The organism is Geminocystis sp. M7585_C2015_104, assembly GCA_015295805.1.
Lineage (GTDB): Bacteria > Cyanobacteriota > Cyanobacteriia > Cyanobacteriales > Cyanobacteriaceae > DVEF01.
Genome location: DVEF01000095.1, coordinates 22,635 through 41,212 on the forward strand (window position 1 = coordinate 22,635; position 18,578 = coordinate 41,212).

The following is an 18,578-nucleotide window of genomic DNA, read 5'->3' on the forward strand; positions in this document are numbered from 1 at the left end:
TTGTATTGTTATTATTTTTCTGAACTATGACCTCTTTACCTGAATGCACTAGACACAGACTACAACGTCTACCCCTTATACCCCATGTGTGGGAGGGTGGTCGTCTTCCTGTGGAGGAACTAATGGCCTCCCCCCAACAAGGAGTCTCTGGCCAGAAGAGTGATTGTATTATATGGTTGGACGGGTCGGAGGGTTTAGTGCGTGCCATGGACATTGTCAAAGCCAGTGTGGGGAAGGAGGCAGTGGTAAGGGCCCTACTAAAAGCTATTGAAAACCCCCATAACCCCGCCAAACCTGGACGCCCCAAGAAAATTGTAGTCAAAGACAGGGAGTTGCAGTTCCTTTTACGAGGCGTGTTGCAAAACCTGGACATAGAAGTAGACTGGAGCCCCCAATTGCCCCTTTTAGACGAACTTTGGCTTAATTTCCAAAATAGTCAATCACAATGCTGTGCCTACATTTCTCCCGAGTTGTTCAACAGGTTAGGGGAATTAGCCTCCTCCCTCTGGCCATTACAACCCTGGCTACTGTTGTCAGAAGATGAAATCCTCCGGGTCGACATCAATCGTTGGCATGTAGACTCTTTATATGTGAGCGTCTTGGGAATGATGGGGGAAGAAAGGGGCATAGTTTTATATCGCACCTTGGATTCTTTAAAACACTTCCGCCAAAGAATAGCCCATTTGGCATTGGAAAGATACAGTCTACCTCAACAGGAGGAGGATGATGACGAGTTGGAGTCCATTTTCCTACAACAAGACTGTTGGTTTGTCAATTATAACCCCTCCCAAGAGGAACAAACAAGTACAGTGTGGAGGTCGGACTATCACGGGGAGGAGGTGTCTATAGTTTTTGGCAGCATCCACCCCTATGAGGGAATTCGTCCCATTAAGGAGGATGAGGAAATTTTCCCCATCTACGTTGCCCTATCCGCCTTAGCCTCATTTATTGAACAACATGAAGACGATTTGGCAGAGGAGACTATTAGACTCATCCGGGAAAAATACCCCATACAATCCCCCGAAGATGACAATTCCACCTGTTGGGTGTCCGTGTCTACTATGCCCGATTTAACTAGGGAACTAGAACAAATTCTAGATGATGTCCAACAGGACTGTAAACAGGCCTTGGGGGAAGAAGAGGAGGAAGGGGGAAAAAATATAGCCCTCCAAGAAGACCTAATTCCCGAAGACACTATTGTACTTTTAGAAACAATCCCCAGTTTCCTACTATCTCGTCTCCACAATAACTCTTATACAGATACTAATTGTCCTTCTTCGCTGTCCGCCCAAACCCTCGCCTGGATTCACAATCTTGCCGCCAAAACTGACTTCCCCGTAATTATCCTCCAAACCACCAAACCAAAGGCTAGACAACTGTTATGCCGTCTGGAAGCGGAAAAGGGGATTGTTAAAGTCATTTTCGCCAACGGCGGAGCGTCAGACCATGAGACTTTAGGTGTATTACAGACAACCATAGGGAACTTTTACGTCTTTGCCCAGTTTCCTGAACAGGTTTCCTACCCCCTTGGCCGTTGGCAGAAAAGAGTAGCCAAATTCGACGGCTATTGCGGCGTGGTGGTGGCTATGGGCGCTAAAGGCTCATCCCGTGGTAATCCCCAGCCCAAAGACTTTTTGTATCTGTTCTACACCCGTGTGGAAAAGTAGTGGAAGATGTAGTGTAAGCTCTGGTGTTTGATATTCCTGATATGCTAGAAATATGAAACATACAACAGCTAAACAGAAATAAGATGGACTGGTTGGCAGAATATCATCAACACGTAGTAGAAAGAGCTCGTCTAGGCATTCCCCCGTTACCACTAAACCCTAAGCAAGTATCGCAACTGTGTGACAGTTTGTTAAACCCACCAGAGGAATTAAAAGAGGAATTACTAACACTGCTAAGAGAAAGAGTCCCAGTGGGTGTGGATGAAGCGGCTTATGTCAAGGCGGGGTTTTTAACAGCTATTGCCAAAGGAGAGTTAAACTGTCCTGTAATCCCCCCCCAAGAGGCAGTGCGGCTGTTGGGCACCATGATGGGGGGTTATAATGTTCAATCCCTTATAGACCTTTTACAGTTCCCAGACTCTAGTATAGCTTCAGAGGCCGCCATCGCTCTATCTAAAACTCTGTTGGTGTTTGATGCCTTCCATGACGTGGTAGAATTGGCCAAAGACAACCCCTATGCCAAACGGGTGTTAGATTCTTGGGCAGCAGGAGAATGGTTTACCGCCAGGCCAAAAGTACCAGAAAAAATCACCGTAACCGTATTCAAAGTGCCCGGGGAAACCAATACTGACGACTTGTCGCCAGCTATCCATGCCACCACTCGTCCGGACATCCCCCTCCATGCCCTGTCCATGCTAGAATCCAGATTCCCAGAGGCATTGGCAATTATCGCCCAGTTAAAACAAAAAGGCTATCCCGTTGCCTATGTGGGGGATGTAGTGGGTACAGGTTCTTCTCGTAAATCAGCAATAAATTCCCTTCTGTGGCATATAGGCCATGATATACCCTTTGTACCCAACAAGAGAGCCGGAGGCTACATTTTGGGCGGCAAAATAGCCCCCATCTTCTTCAACACCGCCGAGGATGCCGGTGCCATGCCCATCGAGTGTGATGTCACCTCCCTAAACACCGGTGATGTTATTAATATCTACCCCTACCAGGGGAAAATTACTAACGAGAAAGACGAACTCCTGACTACCTTTACCCTCAAACCCGTCACCCTCCTCGATGAAGTCCGTGCCGGTGGGCGCATCCCCCTGTTAATCGGTAGAGGCCTAACTGATAAGGCCCGTCAGGCTTTAGGCTTAGAACCCAGTAACCTGTTTATAAGACCTACGCCTCCCCCAGATACCGGCAAAGGATTCACCCTAGCCCAGAAAATCGTAGGTAAGGCCTGTGGCGTAAAGGGGGTACGTCCTGGCACCGCCTGTGAACCTGTAGTAACCACTGTAGGTTCTCAAGATACAACGGGACCTATGACCCGGGACGAGTTGAAGGAATTGGCCTGTCTGGGTTTCAGTGCAGATTTGGTGTTGCAGTCATTCTGTCATACAGCCGCCTATCCCAAACCAGTAGACATAAAGATTCACAAAGAGTTGCCTGATTTCTTTGCTAGCAGGGGAGGTGTGGTGTTACGTCCCGGAGATGGTATTATCCATTCCTGGTTAAACCGCATGTTGCTGCCCGACACAGTGGGCACTGGTGCCGATTCCCATACCCGTTTCCCCCTGGGCATCTCCTTCCCCGCAGGCTCGGGTTTAGTGGCCTTTGCCGCCGCCTTGGGCTCAATGCCTATAGACATGCCCGAGTCGGTGTTGGTCAGGTTTAAGGGGGAGTTACAGCCGGGTGTCACCCTCCGAGACATTGTCAATGCCATTCCCTGGGTGGCCATTCAACAGGGCAAATTGACAGTGGGCAAGGAGAATAAGATAAACGTCTTTAATGGCCGGATAATGGAAATTGAAGGGTTGCCTAATTTAAAGGTGGAACAGGCCTTTGAGTTAACAGATGCCACGGCTGAACGCTCCTGTGCCGCCTGTACCATCAAACTGAGCGAGGAGACAGTGGCGGAATTTTTGCGATCTAATATCAGTCTTTTGAAAAACATGATTGCCAGGGGGTATCAAGATGCCCGCACTCTCCTCCGTCGCATTGCCAAGATGGAGCAGTGGCTGGCCAACCCCACCCTCCTTTCAGCAGACGAAGACGCTGAATACGCTGATGTTATCGAAATTGACCTAAATCAAATCAAAGAGCCCATTGTGGCAGCCCCCAATGACCCAGACAACGTCAAACTCTTGAGTGAGTGCGCTGGCGACAAAATCGATGAGGTATTTATAGGGTCTTGTATGACAAACATAGGACATTACAGAGCCGCCGCCAAGATTTTAGAGGGGGCAGGCAGAGTAAAAACTGTGTTGTGGATATGTCCTCCTACCCGCATGGATGAGCAGCAGTTGCGCAACGAGGGAGTATATAGCATTTTTGCTGCCGCCGGCGCCAGAACCGAAATGCCAGGGTGTTCTCTGTGTATGGGCAATCAAGCCCGTGTTCAGGATTATGCCACCGTCTTTTCTACCTCCACCCGCAACTTTGACAACCGTATGGGTAAGGGGGCAAGGGTTTATCTCGGTTCGGCCGAACTTGCTGCCGTTTGTGCCCTTCTTGGTAGAATCCCCACTGTGGAGGAATACATGGAAATTGTTAAAGAGAAAATTGACCCCTTCCGCGGCGAATTATATCGCTATTTAAACTTCCATGAAATTGAGGGATTTGAAGACGAAGGGCGCATTATACCCCCTGAAAAAATGCCAAAATTAGAAGAAATAAAAATTTAAAATTATCACAAATAGAGAGTCTTTATGGCTCTCTTTTTTCTTGGCAACCAGGTTATTATCCTGCAATCTTTAGGAGGAAAAATGAGTAATTTTATCTTCCATTTGGCTATTCCTATTACTGATGTTGGCGAGGCAAAACGGTTTTATAGCGAATTGTTAGGCTGTCAGGTAGGTAGAGTTAACCAGTCTGCTATTATTTTCAACTTTTATGGCCATCAACTGGTAGGGCATATTACTAAAGAAGTATTATCGCCTCCCCAAGGCATTTATCCTCGTCATTTTGGTATTATCTTCCCAGAAAAATCAGACTGGGATACCTTGTTGTCCCGTTGTGAAAAGTCTAATATCCCCTTTTATCAGCCGCCAAAAATTCGTTTTCCCGGCCAAATTACTGAACACCACACCTTCTTTTTACAGGATCCCTTTTTCAACATACTAGAGTTCAAATTTTATGTCCATCACGAGGCAATTTTTGGGGCTAATCATTTTGCCCAAATAGGTGACAGATGAGAATTAAATATGTTAAAATGTAGACCACAAATAAGCCAAAATTGTCCGAGATATGCCCCAGGAAATTTGGCAACAACAAGAAATAGTAAGATGGACAAAAATCCTCCTGGACAGTTATAAAGATTTGTTTGGGAAAGAACTAATCGAACGTAGCAAAGATGCCTTAAAAGATTCTGAAAATTTATTCCATGCCGATTTTGTAGTTTTCTCCCACAATACTAACCCAGACCCTCTATACAATTATGCCAACAAAAAGGGACTACAATTGTGGGAGATGACTTGGGAGGAACTGGTAAAAACCCCCTCCCGCACCACCACTGAGCCTCTGCTGAGGGAAGAAAGGGAAAGACTGTTAAAACAAACGGCGGAAAAGGGCTTTGTCTGCAACTTTAAGGGAATTAGAATATCTAAAACCGGCAAAAAATACTACATAAAAGACATAACCCTTTGGAATCTGAGGGACGAAAAAGGGCTATTCTGTGGCCAAGCAGCCACCTTCTCCCAGTGGGAAAAAATAGAATAAATTGGCGAACTTGGTAGAACAAAAGCGAGAAGAGAAAGTCGAAAAAAATGATGGGGATATTCATGGAATTTAAGGAACAAATAGAAGCCGATAAGAGCCAATGTTCGGGATGGTCGTTGGAGGAAAGGGACCCAAAAGTAATAGAAAAATTAATGCCCTTTTGGGGGTTTTTATATGAGTACTATTTTCGGGTAAGAACTGGCGGCTGGGAAAATATTCCCGAAGGACAAGTGCTACTGGTGGGCTCCCATAATGGCGGTTTGGCAGCCCCCGACATGATAATGATGATCTATGACTGGTTTCGTTTTTTTGGCACCGAAAGACTGGCCTATGGATTAATGCACCCCCTGATCTGGGACATATACCCCCAAGTGGCAAAAGTAGCGACTAAAACCGGCGCTATCCGAGCCCACCCCTCTATGGCTATAGCCGCCATCGAAAAAGGGGCAACCGTCCTAGTGTACCCTGGAGGAGGCGAAGATGTCTTCCGACCCTACTGGGAAAAGCAAAAAATTAAATTTATGGGGCGTAAGGGTTTTATTAAACTAGCCTTAAAATACCACCTACCCATCATCCCCCTCCTCTCCAAGGGAGCTCATGATAGTTTGTTTGTAATAGCAGATATATATAGAGAACTGAAAGGCATAATACCATGGGCAATACAAGAAGAACCACGGGTCTTCCCCATATATTTGGGGTTGCCCTGGGGATTGGCAGTGGGGCCCTTGCCTAATATACCCCTGCCAGTACAAATCACCACCCGTGTCTGTCCACCTATTTATTTCCCCCGCTATGGGGAGTCTGTTAGTAAGAAGCGAGATTATGTACAACAGTGTTACGATTTGGTAGTAAGCAGGATGCAGGCAGAATTGGACAGGTTGTATCAGGAGGACTAATTGTGAGCCTGCAACAGGCTGACCAGTTTGGCTATCTGTTCCTTAGTAAACACCTTAGAAAGGGTATCGGCGGCAATAACTGGATCTACTGTCACCAACACCTGGGGCAATTTAGAATAGGCCAGTTGTTCTAGTCCCTGAGAAGGTATAATTTCCGAGCCCTTGCCCACATCTAAACAATCCCCCGCCAATTTGATTTCCTTGATAACCACTGGTGCTAAAAGACGATAGGAGTGTTTGGGGTTAGCTATGGCTTGCTTGGCACATTTGATTAGATTCTGCCAACCACTCTCCCCTGGTGCCAGTTGGGCCAGTTTATCGCATAAACCTTGTAACTGTTGACGGTTGTTGGGGGTAGGCTCTTGTTTGAATATAGCCAACATTTGTTGTAGAATTTGTTTTACTTTGACAGTAATCTTCTCCTCTGCCGGCGGAGCTTGCCGTGTTACTTCTGTATTCTCTGTATTTGACTTGGAGGTGGCAGTAACGGGGTTAGATGACGCTTTGGCAGCAGTTACAGAGGTTAGTGTAAGTTTTTCTGTGGTGGGAGGCGGCACATCCCCACTGGCTAATTGTTCTATATAGTTAAGTAACTCCACAAAGCGGGGCTCGGCTTCTTTCATGATTTGTTCCCCTTCCTCAGGCGACAAGCCAAAGGGACCTTGCAATCGTTCGATCAAATCCTGTAAAGTATCGTAGGCTCTTAGGAAAAGACTTTCTAGGGTGGGGTCAGGCTGAATAGGTTGATCCCTGAGGATTTTGAAGGCGTCTTCCAAACGGTGTGCCGCCTTCTGAATTGCCGTAAAATTGAGCATTGCCGCCCCCCCCTTGATGGAGTGTGCCGCCCGGAATAATTCATTTATTCTCTCTTTGTCTTCTACTGCCAATTCCAACTCCAAAATCCCCTTTTCAATGGTTTCCAGGTGTTCCTTTGCTTCTTCGATAAAATAACCTACTATTTTTTCGTTGTTGCCACCGTCCATAATTTCTTCTCCTCAATTCATTGACTCTTGCCATGGCCTCATCTTTAGTATATACCCCCGGGGATAGGTTAGCCTTCCGGTGTTATAATTCCCCTAGCCATTGACGGGAGAACAAATAAATGCTAAAAGTAGGCTTAGTGGGCACTGGACATGCCGCCCAGAGAAGGGCTGAAGCCTTTCTGGCACATCCTTTGACTACATTGGTGGCAGTAGCAGGAAATACCCCTGAGAAAACTCAGTCTTTCAGTCAAACCTATGGTATCCCCTCCGTATCCAGCTGGCAGGATTTAATTGAAGACACCACCATCGATTTGATTTGTATTTCTAATGTAAACAAAGAGCATGGGAAAATCGTTAGGGCGGCGTTACTGGCTGACAAACACGTGGTAGTAGAATACCCCCTCACCATATACCCCCAAGAGGCGGAGGAGTTACTACAACTAGCCCGTAGCCGCAACAAACTCCTCCACGTAGAACATATTGAAATACTAGGAGGAGTACATCAAGCTATCAGAAAATATTTATCAGAAATAGGTGAGCCTTTTTTAGCAAGATATAGTACAATCACCCTCAAAAGTAGACTAACCCCCAATTGGACTTTTAACTACTCCTGTTATGGGTATCCCTTCATCGCCGCACTTTCCCGCATCACCCGCTTTACTGACTTGTTTGGCAGGGTAGACTCAGTAACCTGTTATAGCCGCTTTTGGGATGCTCCTCAGCCGGGTTATTTTTCTTCCTGTTATTGTCAGGCCCAACTGTCTTTCAAAAACGGAATTTTGGTTTGTTTAACCTATGGCAAAGGGGATGAGTTTAAGAGTGGCGAAAGGGTTTTAGAAATTTACGGCAACAAGGGCACATTAAAATTCGAGGGGGAAAAGGGTAAAATCATCCGTGGTGAGGAGGAGGAAGAAATTGAAGTTGCTGGCAGACGTGGTTTATTCAACAAGGATACAGAGGCAGTCATCGACTATCTCACTCGAGGAAAACCCCTTTATTTTACACTGGAGGCCAGCATTTATGCCCTAAAAGTGGCAGAGGCAATCCAAAAGGCAGATCAAACCAAAAGCCTAGTTTTCCTACCTTAAAAATCTTAATAACTCCCCCGGCTTTTTTTATTCCTATACCGCCAGAAATGTTCTATATTAATTCCTAGAATATAACGCCATTGTCCCTCCATTTGTTGATAGTATGGTTTCCATTGACATAGAAGCTATAAGATTAGAATTTGACCGGATTGTGGCCGCTTTTGGTACGCCCAATGACATTTTCAGACTACAAACAGAGAGATTCATACAAGAAAATTCCATTATCCTCCAAGAAGTAGGCAGCGGCAACAATATCGAAAAGGTGTTTTTGACAGTTACCACCTTTGAAGATCAAAACGATGGCAGCTATACTGGAGGCTTATCCCTTCGGGATGCCATTTTAAGAGCCAAGGCCGATTCTAACAAAGAATATGTAATCCGACTACCAGCAGGTGTCTATCAGCTTTCCATCCAAGGCAATGAAGACACCCTCTCCCCAGCCACCAATCCTAACCTCCCCGGCATAGCAGATGACATTGTCATTCGCAGTGGGGATTTAGACATTAAAACAAGGATAAGGATAGTCGGTGCCGGCGCCAATGCCACTATTATAAACGCCTCTGGACTAGGAGATCGTATTTTTGACGTGGGGGAGGGGGGTTTATTAATCCTAGAAGGTGTAACCCTGGAAGAAGGATTTGCTAATAACACCACTACAGCCAATGGCACTGCTGGTGGGGCAATCCGCATCCAACAGGGGGGAGGGGCTATCATCAGCAACAGTATAATCCGTAATAGTAGCACTCCCCTGAGAGGAGAAGCCAAAGGTGGTGGTATTGCCAACTTCGGTGACCTAGAACTTGTCAATACAACCATATCTGGCAATGTTACCGGGCTTGGGGGAGGCGTTTACACCACAGGTAACTTCAAAATTCTTAACAGTTCCCTGGTAGGAAATGTGGGGAGTGATGGGGGTGGTGGTATCTATGTTGGTGGCAACGCCTCTGGGGTAATTTTAAATAGTACTATCTCTAGTAATCTTACGGAAAAGAGTGGGGGTGGCATCCTCAGTGAAAACGCCACCGTTTCTGTAGTCAATACCACCATCACCAAAAACTCCGCCTAGACTGGTTCCGGTATCATTGCTGTAGGGCCTGATAACCCCCTGTTGTTGCAAAACAGTATTGTGGCCGGGAATTTGGAAAGTGCAGACATAGAGGGATTCTTTGCAGCCAATAGTGCCTTTAATCTGATTGGCAATGGCAATGGGGTTATGGTAAACGGTCTTAACGGCAACATAGTTGGTGATGTTCTTAATACCATAAATCCCAGACTTGGTCCTCTGCAAAACAATGGGGGTATTACACCCACTCATGCTCCACTCCCAGATAGTCCCGCCATTGACCGAGGTGACAATCAGATTTCAAGCCAGGTAGGCCAGACAGATCAAACTGGTGCCAATCGGATCAGAAATCGGCGAGTGGATATTGGCAGTGTAGAAGCTCAAATTAGTCCTCATCCCCTTCTTACCTCACCCATTTATCGTTTTCAAAATAGAGAAATTCCTGGCACATACTTATTTGTAAATGAAAGTGAGCGTCAACGAGTCCTAGCCAACTTCCCCCAATTCCAGGAAGAGGGATTTGCCTTTAGTGTCGCCACCAGGGAAGCAGATGGTTTAATTCCTATTTATCGTTTTCAAAATAGGGAAATTCCCGGAACCTATTTATATGTCAACGAGGAAGAAAGACGGAGGATTCTTCGACAATTTCCCCAGTTTCAGGAAGAAGGATTAGCCTTTTATGTTTTCCCCGGCAATTCCACTGAGGGCGAGACTATTTATCGTTTCCAGAATAGCAATCTCCCTGGCACTTATTTGTTTGTAAATGAAGCCGAAAGACTGAGTATTCTCCAAAATTATCCCTCTTTTATCCAGGAGGGTATTGCCTTTTCTGCTTCCCTTCTATAAGTTACTATAGACCGTTATAGGAACTATAAAAATACCTCTCCAGACTCTCTAACCAGTAGGGGAGAGTCAAATTGTATTCTTTTCTTATTTTGCTGGTATTCAAGACAGAATAAGCCGGACGTTTTGCTGGCGTAGGATATTCCTCTGTTAGAATTGGCAGGAGCTCTTTTACTTTTAAATCATACCCTTTTTGACGGGCATTTTTGATTATATTTACAGCAAAATCATACCAGCTACATACTCCTAAATCTGTCAAGTGATATATTTCTTGTTGCGAATCCTTGCCCCGGGTTTCTATCAGTTTTTTTATCACAGTAGCAATGTTTTCTGCTAACGTGGGACAACCAGTTTGGTCCATCACTACTCTGATTGTATCCCTTTGTTGCCCCAGTTTTAACATAGTTTTGACAAAATTGCTCTTACCATATCTGCCATAAACCCAAGCAGTCCTTATGATAACAAAATTGCTGCTGATTGCCTTTATATTTTCCTCCCCCTCCAGTTTCGTTTTCCCATAAACTCCCAAGGGGTTAGTGTCATCTGTTTCTAAGTAGGGTTTATTCGCCCTGCCGTCGAATACATAGTCGGTAGAGATGTGGACAAATTTTGCTTTTATCTTCTCCGTCTCTTCAGCAATTATCTTTGGAGCTAGTCCATTTATTTGTTGTGCCAATTCCGGTTCAGATTCCGCCTTGTCCACAGCCGTATAAGCCGCGGCATTTATGACAATATCTGGTTTGATTTCTCTTATGCATTCCTGAATTTGTTGAGGGATATTTAAGTCAACTTTCTGGCGATTTATGGGTAAAAATTCAGGGGAATTTTGAAAAACATATGTGATTTCCCTCCCCACTTGCCCATCACAGCCAAATAAAATTATTTTCATTCTCCTCCTCCATAGATAATACTATACAATCCGGCTACGTCGCCGCCCAAAGCCCAAGTAGCTCAACCAAAATAAGCCTAAATGAAAATGATAGGCCTAAACAATAAGTAAAGCACAAACGGGGAGGCTTTGAACCCAATGGAATACAAATTAGAAATAGATATTAGAAACAGATGATAAATGATAAAGGAATATGAAAGACATTAAACTAAAATCATTTCCCCATCCAGGTTCTATACTACAACGAGAGTAAAACAAGGGTAAAAAGGAGAATAACTCTTCCTACACCCTAGTGCCATGGAATCTAGGTATTTAACACCAAAGGGCCTGCCGCGGCACACGAGAAGGTGGATTAAATTCTAGAAATTCAGGTTCCACAAGCCCGTGTTCAGGGATGTGTGGTATATTATTGGGTTTATAGGGTGGGAATATGGGCCAGAAACTTCTCATTAAAAAACTACAAAAAAGTACAAAACTCTGTTTTAAGGATCTATTGGGGCACAAGGCTTTGAAAAGATAAGAAAACAAGGACAATCTTTTGTGGACAAAAACCACATTATAGCAAAGCTTATTGGGGAGAAAGTTTATTATTTCCTCATCAAGGCCAAAAATATTTAGGACATCCCCATTCATTGACATCCTAAAGTAGACCTTAATAGATAAAAAAGAACTTTTTGAAAAGCTGTATCTAGAGGAAAACTGAGATAACTCTTGGAACCTCTAAAATTGGAATTTTTAAAAAAAGAAAGGTTCAATTACTGCAAAAAGCATCCAACTTTATTTTTCATTAACAGGCTGAACTCCCAAAATGCTGGCCCTACCTGTACAGAGTTGAAAAGCCCGTCTGAAACGGGTAATTCTCGAACATATTCTTTAAAAGATTACTGTATAAGAGGAATTTTTTGTGGAAATAAAAAAACAGAAAAAAGCCCAACAAATGAGAGGGGCTACAGGAAAATGCACCTAGAGGGCGGGGACGAAGAAAGAAACGGGCATATTCTCGGAAACAAATTCTATAAAAACTGCCACATAATGGCTCTCTCTGACAAAGAAAAAATGGAATATAAGAGCTAGTAGAAATTCTAACCCACCCAAAAGGTGATGGGACTGAGTGTAAGTTATGGTACGATAACCATAGTGCGGTTCCAGCCCGGGCACCCTGTTTGCCCCGATTCAAATTATTTAATAAAACGACAATATTACAATACCCCTAGTCTATGAAATTTACAGAAGACCAAATAAAGCAATTATTCATCAAAAACAGTGCAATATTGCGCAAAAAAGCCCCCTACCTTTGGCAAATAGCATCTTCAGGGGAGAAAGGTTGTGAGGTGAAGGTGGACGGAGAGGGGAGGATAAATGCTATACTCCGTGGCAACCCAGTATACAAGACTGATGCCTTACAATTATCCCTTTCCCAGGTGGAAGCCTTTGAAGCCAAGCCCGCAAGACTGTTTGCCGACTTTGAGAATATCGGCAGAGAAATAAACCCACAGATAATCGCCCATAGGTATAGCTTTGAACTACTGGAAAGACTACCGAACAAGATATCCCCCCCCTCCTGCCGAAAGACAAAGCACATACCTCTTCTGCTGATGGTGGGGCTTGGTTTTGGTCTTCATTTAAAACTCCTATTGGAAAGGTATGAAATCCAAAACCTCATAATTTTGGACGTACCAGTCTTCTTTAGGCTTAGCCTTTATACCCTGGACTGGGAATGGTTTTTAGAACACTATAGTCAACCCGGGAGAAGCTTAAACGTCATTGTCCACAACAAGCTAGTATTGGAAAAGGACTTGGACATAGCCTTTGCCGAGTTAAGAAGTGCTATTGGTCAGCTAAATCCAGGACTATTTTACTGGGGCTATTATTTTGAGCATATCCACCACAGTCCCCCCATGAAGGTGAGAGAGTGGTTTGGCCAGTCTCCATTATTTTTTGAATTTTTCATGGGCTACTTTGACGACGAGCTTTGGTCTTTAAAATGGACATTGGAGAAATTCCCGAAAAAAATACCCCTATACTACCCTCATAAGAGAGTATCAGGGGGGGCTGTTGCCTTTGTACTGGGGGCAGGCCCCTCTTTAGACTATGCCCTTGACAAGATAAGGAAATATCAGGATAAGGCCGTTATATTCTCCTGCGGTTCCACCATATCTTCTCTGGAAAGGGCGGGTATAGTCCCAGACTTCCACGTAGAAATAGAAAGGACTAAATACACCTACGACACCCTTGTAGAAATAAGCGGAGACTTTCTAAGGCAAATTATTCTTATAGCCGACAACCCCCTCTGGACAGACTGCTTTGACCTTTTTAAAAAGGGCTACATGTTTTTAAAGCTCAACGACACAGGGGCATTCCTTTTGGAACCCACGGGCTCGCCCTTCATTTGGTATATCGGACCCACTGTGACTGCGGCGGGGGTAGCTTTGGCGGCGGAGTTCGGCTTTGATACCATATTCCTCTTCGGCGTTGACTTGGGCACCAGGAATCCCCAACAACACCACTCCCACCTCAGCAATTATTACAACCCCAAAAGTATGCTTCATAAACAAAAAGTGGACTTCCCTCTAACCGCACCTGGCAATTTTGGTGGGGTGGTGCACACCAATTTACTTTTCGCCAAAACTAAGTATGCCATCGAGCGGGTTATAAAGAAAAAAGGCGTAAGGGTATACAACACTTCCGACGGTGTTATGATAGAGGGGGCGAAACCTTTGCCAATAGAATTTTTCAGGGTGGAAGGGGATTTTGACAAACAGTCGGCCATAGAAACCATTGAAGGAAACTTTGACACCACCTACATAGATCTGGTAAACCCTGCTGAAGTATTAGAGAAGCTGTACAGTGATTTTGAAACCCTGGCTCAAGAGGTAGGGGAATATGCCAAAAAGTTCGACGGCACTAAGCTCTACGATGTAATTCATGGTATTAGGGTGTTGGGAGGGGATATATCTTCTAAGAAAAACACCCTTTTGTACAACCTCCTATTCCACAACGTCTATTCCTGGAGTAGACTGGCATTAGGATATGCTCTTAGCCTAGAAGACAAGGAGAGGGGGGAGTTTATGGGCTTTTTCTGGGATATGTGCCACCGGTTTATAGAAGAGGCTAAAGGGGAAATCAAAAAGGTCGTGGAGGAGTTTGGAAAATGATAGAAATAGCAAATAGGAAGGTAGGAGAAGGCCTGCCCGTTTTCACAGTGGCCGAACTTTCCGCTAACCACCTGCAGGATTTGAACCTGGCCATGAAGACTATAGAGGCCATAAGGGAATCCGGTGCAGATGCGGTAAAGCTACAAACCTACACCCCGGATACTATAACCATAGATGCAAGGAATGAATACTTCATGATAAAAGAGAGCACTCTATGGGATGGCCAATATTTATACGACCTTTACAAAAAAGCCTACACCCCCTGGGACTGGCATGACAAACTGTTCGAGTACGCCAAAAAGCTGGGGCTTGTATGTTTCTCCTCGCCTTTTGATAAGACTGCTGTAGACCTTTTGGAAAAACTCAACACGCCCGCCTACAAGGTGGCTTCTTTTGAGATAACTGACATACCCCTGATAGAATACATAGCCAGCAAGGGAAAACCCGTTATCATCTCCACGGGCATTGCTACCCTATCAGACATAGAAGAGGCCGTCAACGCCTGCAGGAGGATGGGCAACGAGCAAATAGTACTTTTGAAGTGCGTATCCGAATATCCTACCCCACACGAGGATGCCCACCTGAGAACAATCCCCAACATGAGGGAAACCTTTGGAGTGCCCGTGGGACTTTCTGACCACACTCCGGGCATATCCGTGCCCGTGGCCGCAGTGGCATTAGGTGCGGTAATGGTAGAAAAGCACTTCATCCTGGACAGAAACCTAAAAAGCCCAGACAGTGCCTTTTCCCTCACCCCAGCCGAATTCAAAGCCATGGTGGAGGCCATCCGTCAGGTAGAAAAAGCCCTCGGAAAGGTGACTTATGACCTCACACCTAGGCAAAGACAGATGAAGAAATTCTCCCGAAGTCTGTTTGTAGTAAAAGAGCTAAAAAAGGGTGAGGTTTTCACTGAAGAGAATGTCAGAAGCATCAGGCCTGGCTACGGGCTGGCACCTAAGTATTTGCCCCAAGTGTTGGGGAAGAAGGCAAAAAAAGACATCTCTAAAGGAACACCCCTTAGCTGGGAACTGATAGAAGAATAGCCCTTTTGTCCAGTAACATTTCCCCTACTTTTTTTTCTTCCTAAAGACAAAAAACTACAAAGATATCAATATTCAAAGTCAGGGCGGAAAACAAAAGGTGTAGTGTTTACTAGGGGAAAAAGCAAAAAGATATTTGTTGAGGAGATGGAACTGAAATGAGTAAAAAACTGCCAATAGACATACAAACTTTGGAAGAAATTAGAACAGAGGTTTTTTATTATGGACAAGACTAATTTTGTTCCCCCGCTTGTGTAAGAAGGTAAGTCTTAGTTTTTGTCCCGGCCAGGATATTTGGCAACCTTTTGTTTTTAGATGCCTTAAAGCAGGCATTTCCGAGAGAATTGGAACAGGGGAAATGTACTGTGATTCATAGATTTTCGTGGTTTGATTACAAAATGCTCACTATCTCAAAAACCGGGTTTAGAATAAATAAATCTCAACCGTTCAATGAATTTAAATATTACAAAATAATATGAAAGGAATATATTAGTTGATAAATTTATCTACACATTCCCGCAGAATTAAACCCAATTATCCGGTAATAAAAACGTTTCGTTAAGGGAATATAAAGGTTGTATTTTAAATAGATGAAGGGTTAATTTTGATATATGAATATGAAGGGCAAATTATTGAGAAAAAAAGCCAAAAACACACAAAGAAGAGGTAAAAGCCATCAGAGAAATCCTAAAAAACCTGTACGGCGTCATCAAGCCCCTCTATACCTATATGAAATTTGTTATCATAACGGGGGAATTAGATTTTTTAAAAGTTCCATTGTTTTCCGGCCCTAATCAACTCCAAGATATAACACTAAACTCCAACTACTCTACTATCTGGGGCTACGGGGAAAAAACTACAAACCGTATTCGAGGGGAAACTTCAAGGACGAGAATTATCAGAAATAAAAAAGTGGTACAATGGCCATTCTTCCTGTGGCGAAGAAAAGGTTTATTACACCTCTCAGAAAAACAGTTTAAACCCCACTAGTTTGAAACCGGCACCCCTAAAACTGCTGATAGCAAACAGAGTATTCATTCCCGAACTCGAAAATCTATATGTTTCCCACACATCACTTGACGGCTTTGACGTCGACTACATGCAGCCGGAAAATATACCCTTCTAAGCAGGACATCTAAGAGGGATTAGCTATATCCTTACATATCCAAACAAGGAGGTGAAGGGCTTATTAAATGAAAGGCTACTTAAATGAAAGGCTACTGAGGCACTTTACAAATTGGCTCCCCCTTTAGGGGACAAAAGATAAGGTGTTACCTTGGTAGTATTTTAATTTACAAAGTTTATTTTTAATCCCTGATGTACAGTCTTCTGTCGTCCACAGGCCTTGAAATATCCGCAGCCAACAGGGGCAGTTCTTTGTAACACTTTTAAAGACAAAAACCCCAGGAGTAGAATTCAGGACTATGAAGAACAAGCCAGGGAGCTATGCCTTGACGCAGATAGAGGGGAACAGGTACCATTAGGAGTATGTGGTAAATATAAGGAGGTATGCCGGGTTGGAGAACAGTTCAGTGAAAAGGAGGAGAATGTAGTTGGTTTTGGCGGAAAAACGGTGAATAATTAGGTTCCTGCCCTGGAGGGGAGAGGAATGGGCTTTCTGGACAACAAGGTAATACTCATAACAGGAGGCACCGGCTCTTTTGGAAAGGCCTTTACCCATTTTGTCTTGAAACACTATAACCCTGCCAAGCTGATCATCCTCAGCAGGGATGAGTTCAAGCAGTGGCAGATGCAAAGGGAATTCCCAGAAGACAGATATCCCCAGATAAGGTTTTTCCTAGGAGATATACGGGACAAGGACAGACTAAAATTCGCCTTTGACGGTGTGGACTATGTGGTACACGCCGCCGCTCTAAAACACGTCCCCACCCTGGAGTACAACCCCTTTGAGGCGGTTAAGACAAACATCCTTGGCTCTCAGAACATTATAGAGATCGCCATCGAGAAAGGGGTAAAGAGGGTAATAGCCCTCTCCACCGATAAGGCGGTAAGTCCAGTGAATCTATACGGTGCTACAAAGCTCACCATGGAAAAGCTCTTCGTTGCAGGCAATGCCTACGCGGGCTCAAAGGAAACCTCCTTCGCCATAGTGCGCTACGGCAATGTGGTGGGCAGTAGGGGAAGCGTTATACCCCTGTTTTTAAACCTCCTAAGAGAAGGCCGTAGGGAGTTTCCCATCACTGATAAGAGAATGACACGCTTCTGGATAACCTTAGAGGAGGGGATTAGACTTGTGCTTTTTGCCCTTGAATACGGAGAAGGCGGCGAAGTATTTGTGCCAAAGATACCCAGCGTAAGGGTTGTAGACCTTGCAAAGGTCATGTGTCCCCATTGTTCCCTCAGATACATAGGCACACGCCCTGGAGAAAAGCTTCATGAAAGCCTAATCTCCCCCGATGAGTCAAGGGACATAAGACTTATAAAGCACGAAGGTAAAGAATACTTTGTTCTACTTCCTCAGTTTAGCTTTGAAGCGAGGGCATTGGAAAAGTGGAAAAATTCCCCAAAGATGCCAGAGGGCTTTTTCTACAGGAGCGATAAAAACGACTGGTGGCTAGAAGGTGAGGAACTGAAAGACTTCTTGGATAGGGCTCTGAGTAGCCTTGAGGTAATATATTGATATCTATATAGAGCAAAGCAATTTTAAACGTAATTTTAGACAATGATACCCTACGGCAGGCAGTACATAGACGAGGAGGACATAAAGGCGCTCCTTGAAGTTCTAAAGTCCGACTTTATAACTCAGGGGCCAAGGATTCAGGAGTTTGAAAGAGTTCTTGCAGATTACTGCGGGGCAAAATATGCGGTGGCTTTCAATTCTGGTACTTCGGCTCTCTACTGTGCTTACAAAAGCCTTGGACTGGGGGAAAAAGACCAGTTCATCACAAGCCCCATAACCTTTACAGCCACAGTCTCTGCGGGAGTTATGCTGGGTGCAGAGCCGGTATTTTGCGACATAGAGCCAGACACCGGCAATATGGACATCAACCTACTTCAAAGCCTGATAACAGACAGAACAAAGCTCATAGTTCCAGTCCACTACGCAGGACATCCTGTTGACATGGAAAAGGTTTGGGAAGTGGCTCAAAAGTATGGTCTCTATGTGGTGGAGGATGCCTGCCACGCCCCTGGCTCTAAGTATAAGGGCTACAAGACAGGCTCCTGCAGGTTTTCCCATGCGGCTATCTTTAGCTTTCATCCCGTAAAGCACATAACTACAGG

17 protein-coding genes are annotated in these 18,578 nt (G+C 44.6%); 15 read left to right on the plus strand and 2 right to left on the minus strand.

The window, feature by feature from the left end; genetic code table 11:
• The first annotated feature begins 26 nt into the window (after positions 1-26).
• The 5 genes from IGQ44_11620 (at position 27) to IGQ44_11640 (ending at position 6,274) form a co-directional block, all read left to right on the plus strand.
• A complete protein-coding gene (locus tag IGQ44_11620; GenBank protein HIK38623.1) occupies positions 27-1,667 on the plus strand; it encodes a hypothetical protein in 1,641 nt (546 codons plus the stop codon).
• Between the two features lie 83 nt (positions 1,668-1,750).
• Entirely contained in the window at positions 1,751-4,345 is a 2,595-nt protein-coding gene (acnB, locus tag IGQ44_11625; GenBank protein ID HIK38624.1) for a bifunctional aconitate hydratase 2/2-methylisocitrate dehydratase, read from the plus strand.
• Between the two features lie 81 nt (positions 4,346-4,426).
• Positions 4,427-4,855 (plus strand): VOC family protein, encoded by a 429-nt coding sequence (locus IGQ44_11630; protein ID HIK38625.1) that lies wholly within the window; start codon positions 4,427-4,429, stop codon positions 4,853-4,855.
• A gap of 52 nt (positions 4,856-4,907) precedes the next feature.
• On the plus strand, positions 4,908-5,378 hold the full coding sequence (locus IGQ44_11635; GenBank protein ID HIK38626.1) for an MEKHLA domain-containing protein: 471 nt from the start codon (positions 4,908-4,910) through the stop codon (positions 5,376-5,378).
• A 62-nt stretch (positions 5,379-5,440) separates the two neighbouring features.
• Positions 5,441-6,274 (plus strand): acyltransferase family protein, encoded by an 834-nt coding sequence (locus tag IGQ44_11640; GenBank protein ID HIK38627.1) that lies wholly within the window; start codon positions 5,441-5,443, stop codon positions 6,272-6,274.
• Here the strand turns inward: IGQ44_11640 and IGQ44_11645 are convergent.
• Complete coding sequence (locus IGQ44_11645) at positions 6,271-7,257, minus strand: Hpt domain-containing protein (protein HIK38628.1); 987 nt, start codon at positions 7,255-7,257, stop codon at positions 6,271-6,273. The genes IGQ44_11640 and IGQ44_11645 overlap by 4 nt on opposite strands.
• 119 nt (positions 7,258-7,376) lie before the next feature.
• Between IGQ44_11645 and IGQ44_11650 the strand changes: the two genes are divergently transcribed.
• From IGQ44_11650 to IGQ44_11660, 3 genes are all read left to right on the plus strand, one after another.
• Positions 7,377-8,345, plus strand: coding sequence for a Gfo/Idh/MocA family oxidoreductase (locus IGQ44_11650; GenBank protein ID HIK38629.1), 969 nt, complete (start codon positions 7,377-7,379; stop codon positions 8,343-8,345).
• A gap of 103 nt (positions 8,346-8,448) precedes the next feature.
• Positions 8,449-9,411 (plus strand): hypothetical protein, encoded by a 963-nt coding sequence (locus IGQ44_11655; protein HIK38630.1) that lies wholly within the window; start codon positions 8,449-8,451, stop codon positions 9,409-9,411.
• A 72-nt stretch (positions 9,412-9,483) separates the two neighbouring features.
• Positions 9,484-10,254: a hypothetical protein gene (locus tag IGQ44_11660; GenBank protein HIK38631.1), complete on the plus strand. Its 771-nt coding sequence runs from the start codon at positions 9,484-9,486 to the stop codon at positions 10,252-10,254.
• A 4-nt stretch (positions 10,255-10,258) separates the two neighbouring features.
• Here the strand turns inward: IGQ44_11660 and rfbD are convergent, their stop codons facing one another.
• Positions 10,259-11,140, minus strand: coding sequence for a dTDP-4-dehydrorhamnose reductase (gene rfbD, locus IGQ44_11665; protein HIK38632.1), 882 nt, complete (start codon positions 11,138-11,140; stop codon positions 10,259-10,261).
• A 492-nt stretch (positions 11,141-11,632) separates the two neighbouring features.
• On the opposite strand from rfbD, the gene IGQ44_11670 reads away from it, so the two are divergent.
• The 7 genes from IGQ44_11670 to IGQ44_11700 form a co-directional block, all read left to right on the plus strand.
• Entirely contained in the window at positions 11,633-11,758 is a 126-nt protein-coding gene (locus IGQ44_11670) for an AAA family ATPase (protein HIK38633.1), read from the plus strand.
• A 93-nt stretch (positions 11,759-11,851) separates the two neighbouring features.
• Positions 11,852-12,214: a hypothetical protein gene (locus tag IGQ44_11675; GenBank protein ID HIK38634.1), complete on the plus strand. Its 363-nt coding sequence runs from the start codon at positions 11,852-11,854 to the stop codon at positions 12,212-12,214.
• Between the two features lie 143 nt (positions 12,215-12,357).
• Positions 12,358-14,295: a motility associated factor glycosyltransferase family protein gene (locus IGQ44_11680; protein HIK38635.1), complete on the plus strand. Its 1,938-nt coding sequence runs from the start codon at positions 12,358-12,360 to the stop codon at positions 14,293-14,295.
• A complete protein-coding gene (gene pseI, locus IGQ44_11685) occupies positions 14,292-15,338 on the plus strand; it encodes a pseudaminic acid synthase (GenBank protein ID HIK38636.1) in 1,047 nt (348 codons plus the stop codon). The genes IGQ44_11680 and pseI overlap by 4 nt, the downstream gene beginning before the upstream one ends.
• Before the next feature lie 672 nt (positions 15,339-16,010).
• A complete protein-coding gene (locus IGQ44_11690; GenBank protein ID HIK38637.1) occupies positions 16,011-16,325 on the plus strand; it encodes an AAA family ATPase in 315 nt (104 codons plus the stop codon).
• Positions 16,326-16,944: 619 nt separating this feature from the next.
• Entirely contained in the window at positions 16,945-17,976 is a 1,032-nt protein-coding gene (gene pseB, locus IGQ44_11695) for a UDP-N-acetylglucosamine 4,6-dehydratase (inverting) (protein ID HIK38638.1), read from the plus strand.
• 42 nt (positions 17,977-18,018) lie between these two features.
• Positions 18,019-18,578 (plus strand): aminotransferase class I/II-fold pyridoxal phosphate-dependent enzyme (locus tag IGQ44_11700; protein HIK38639.1); only part of this gene is annotated, 560 nt, incomplete at its 3' end.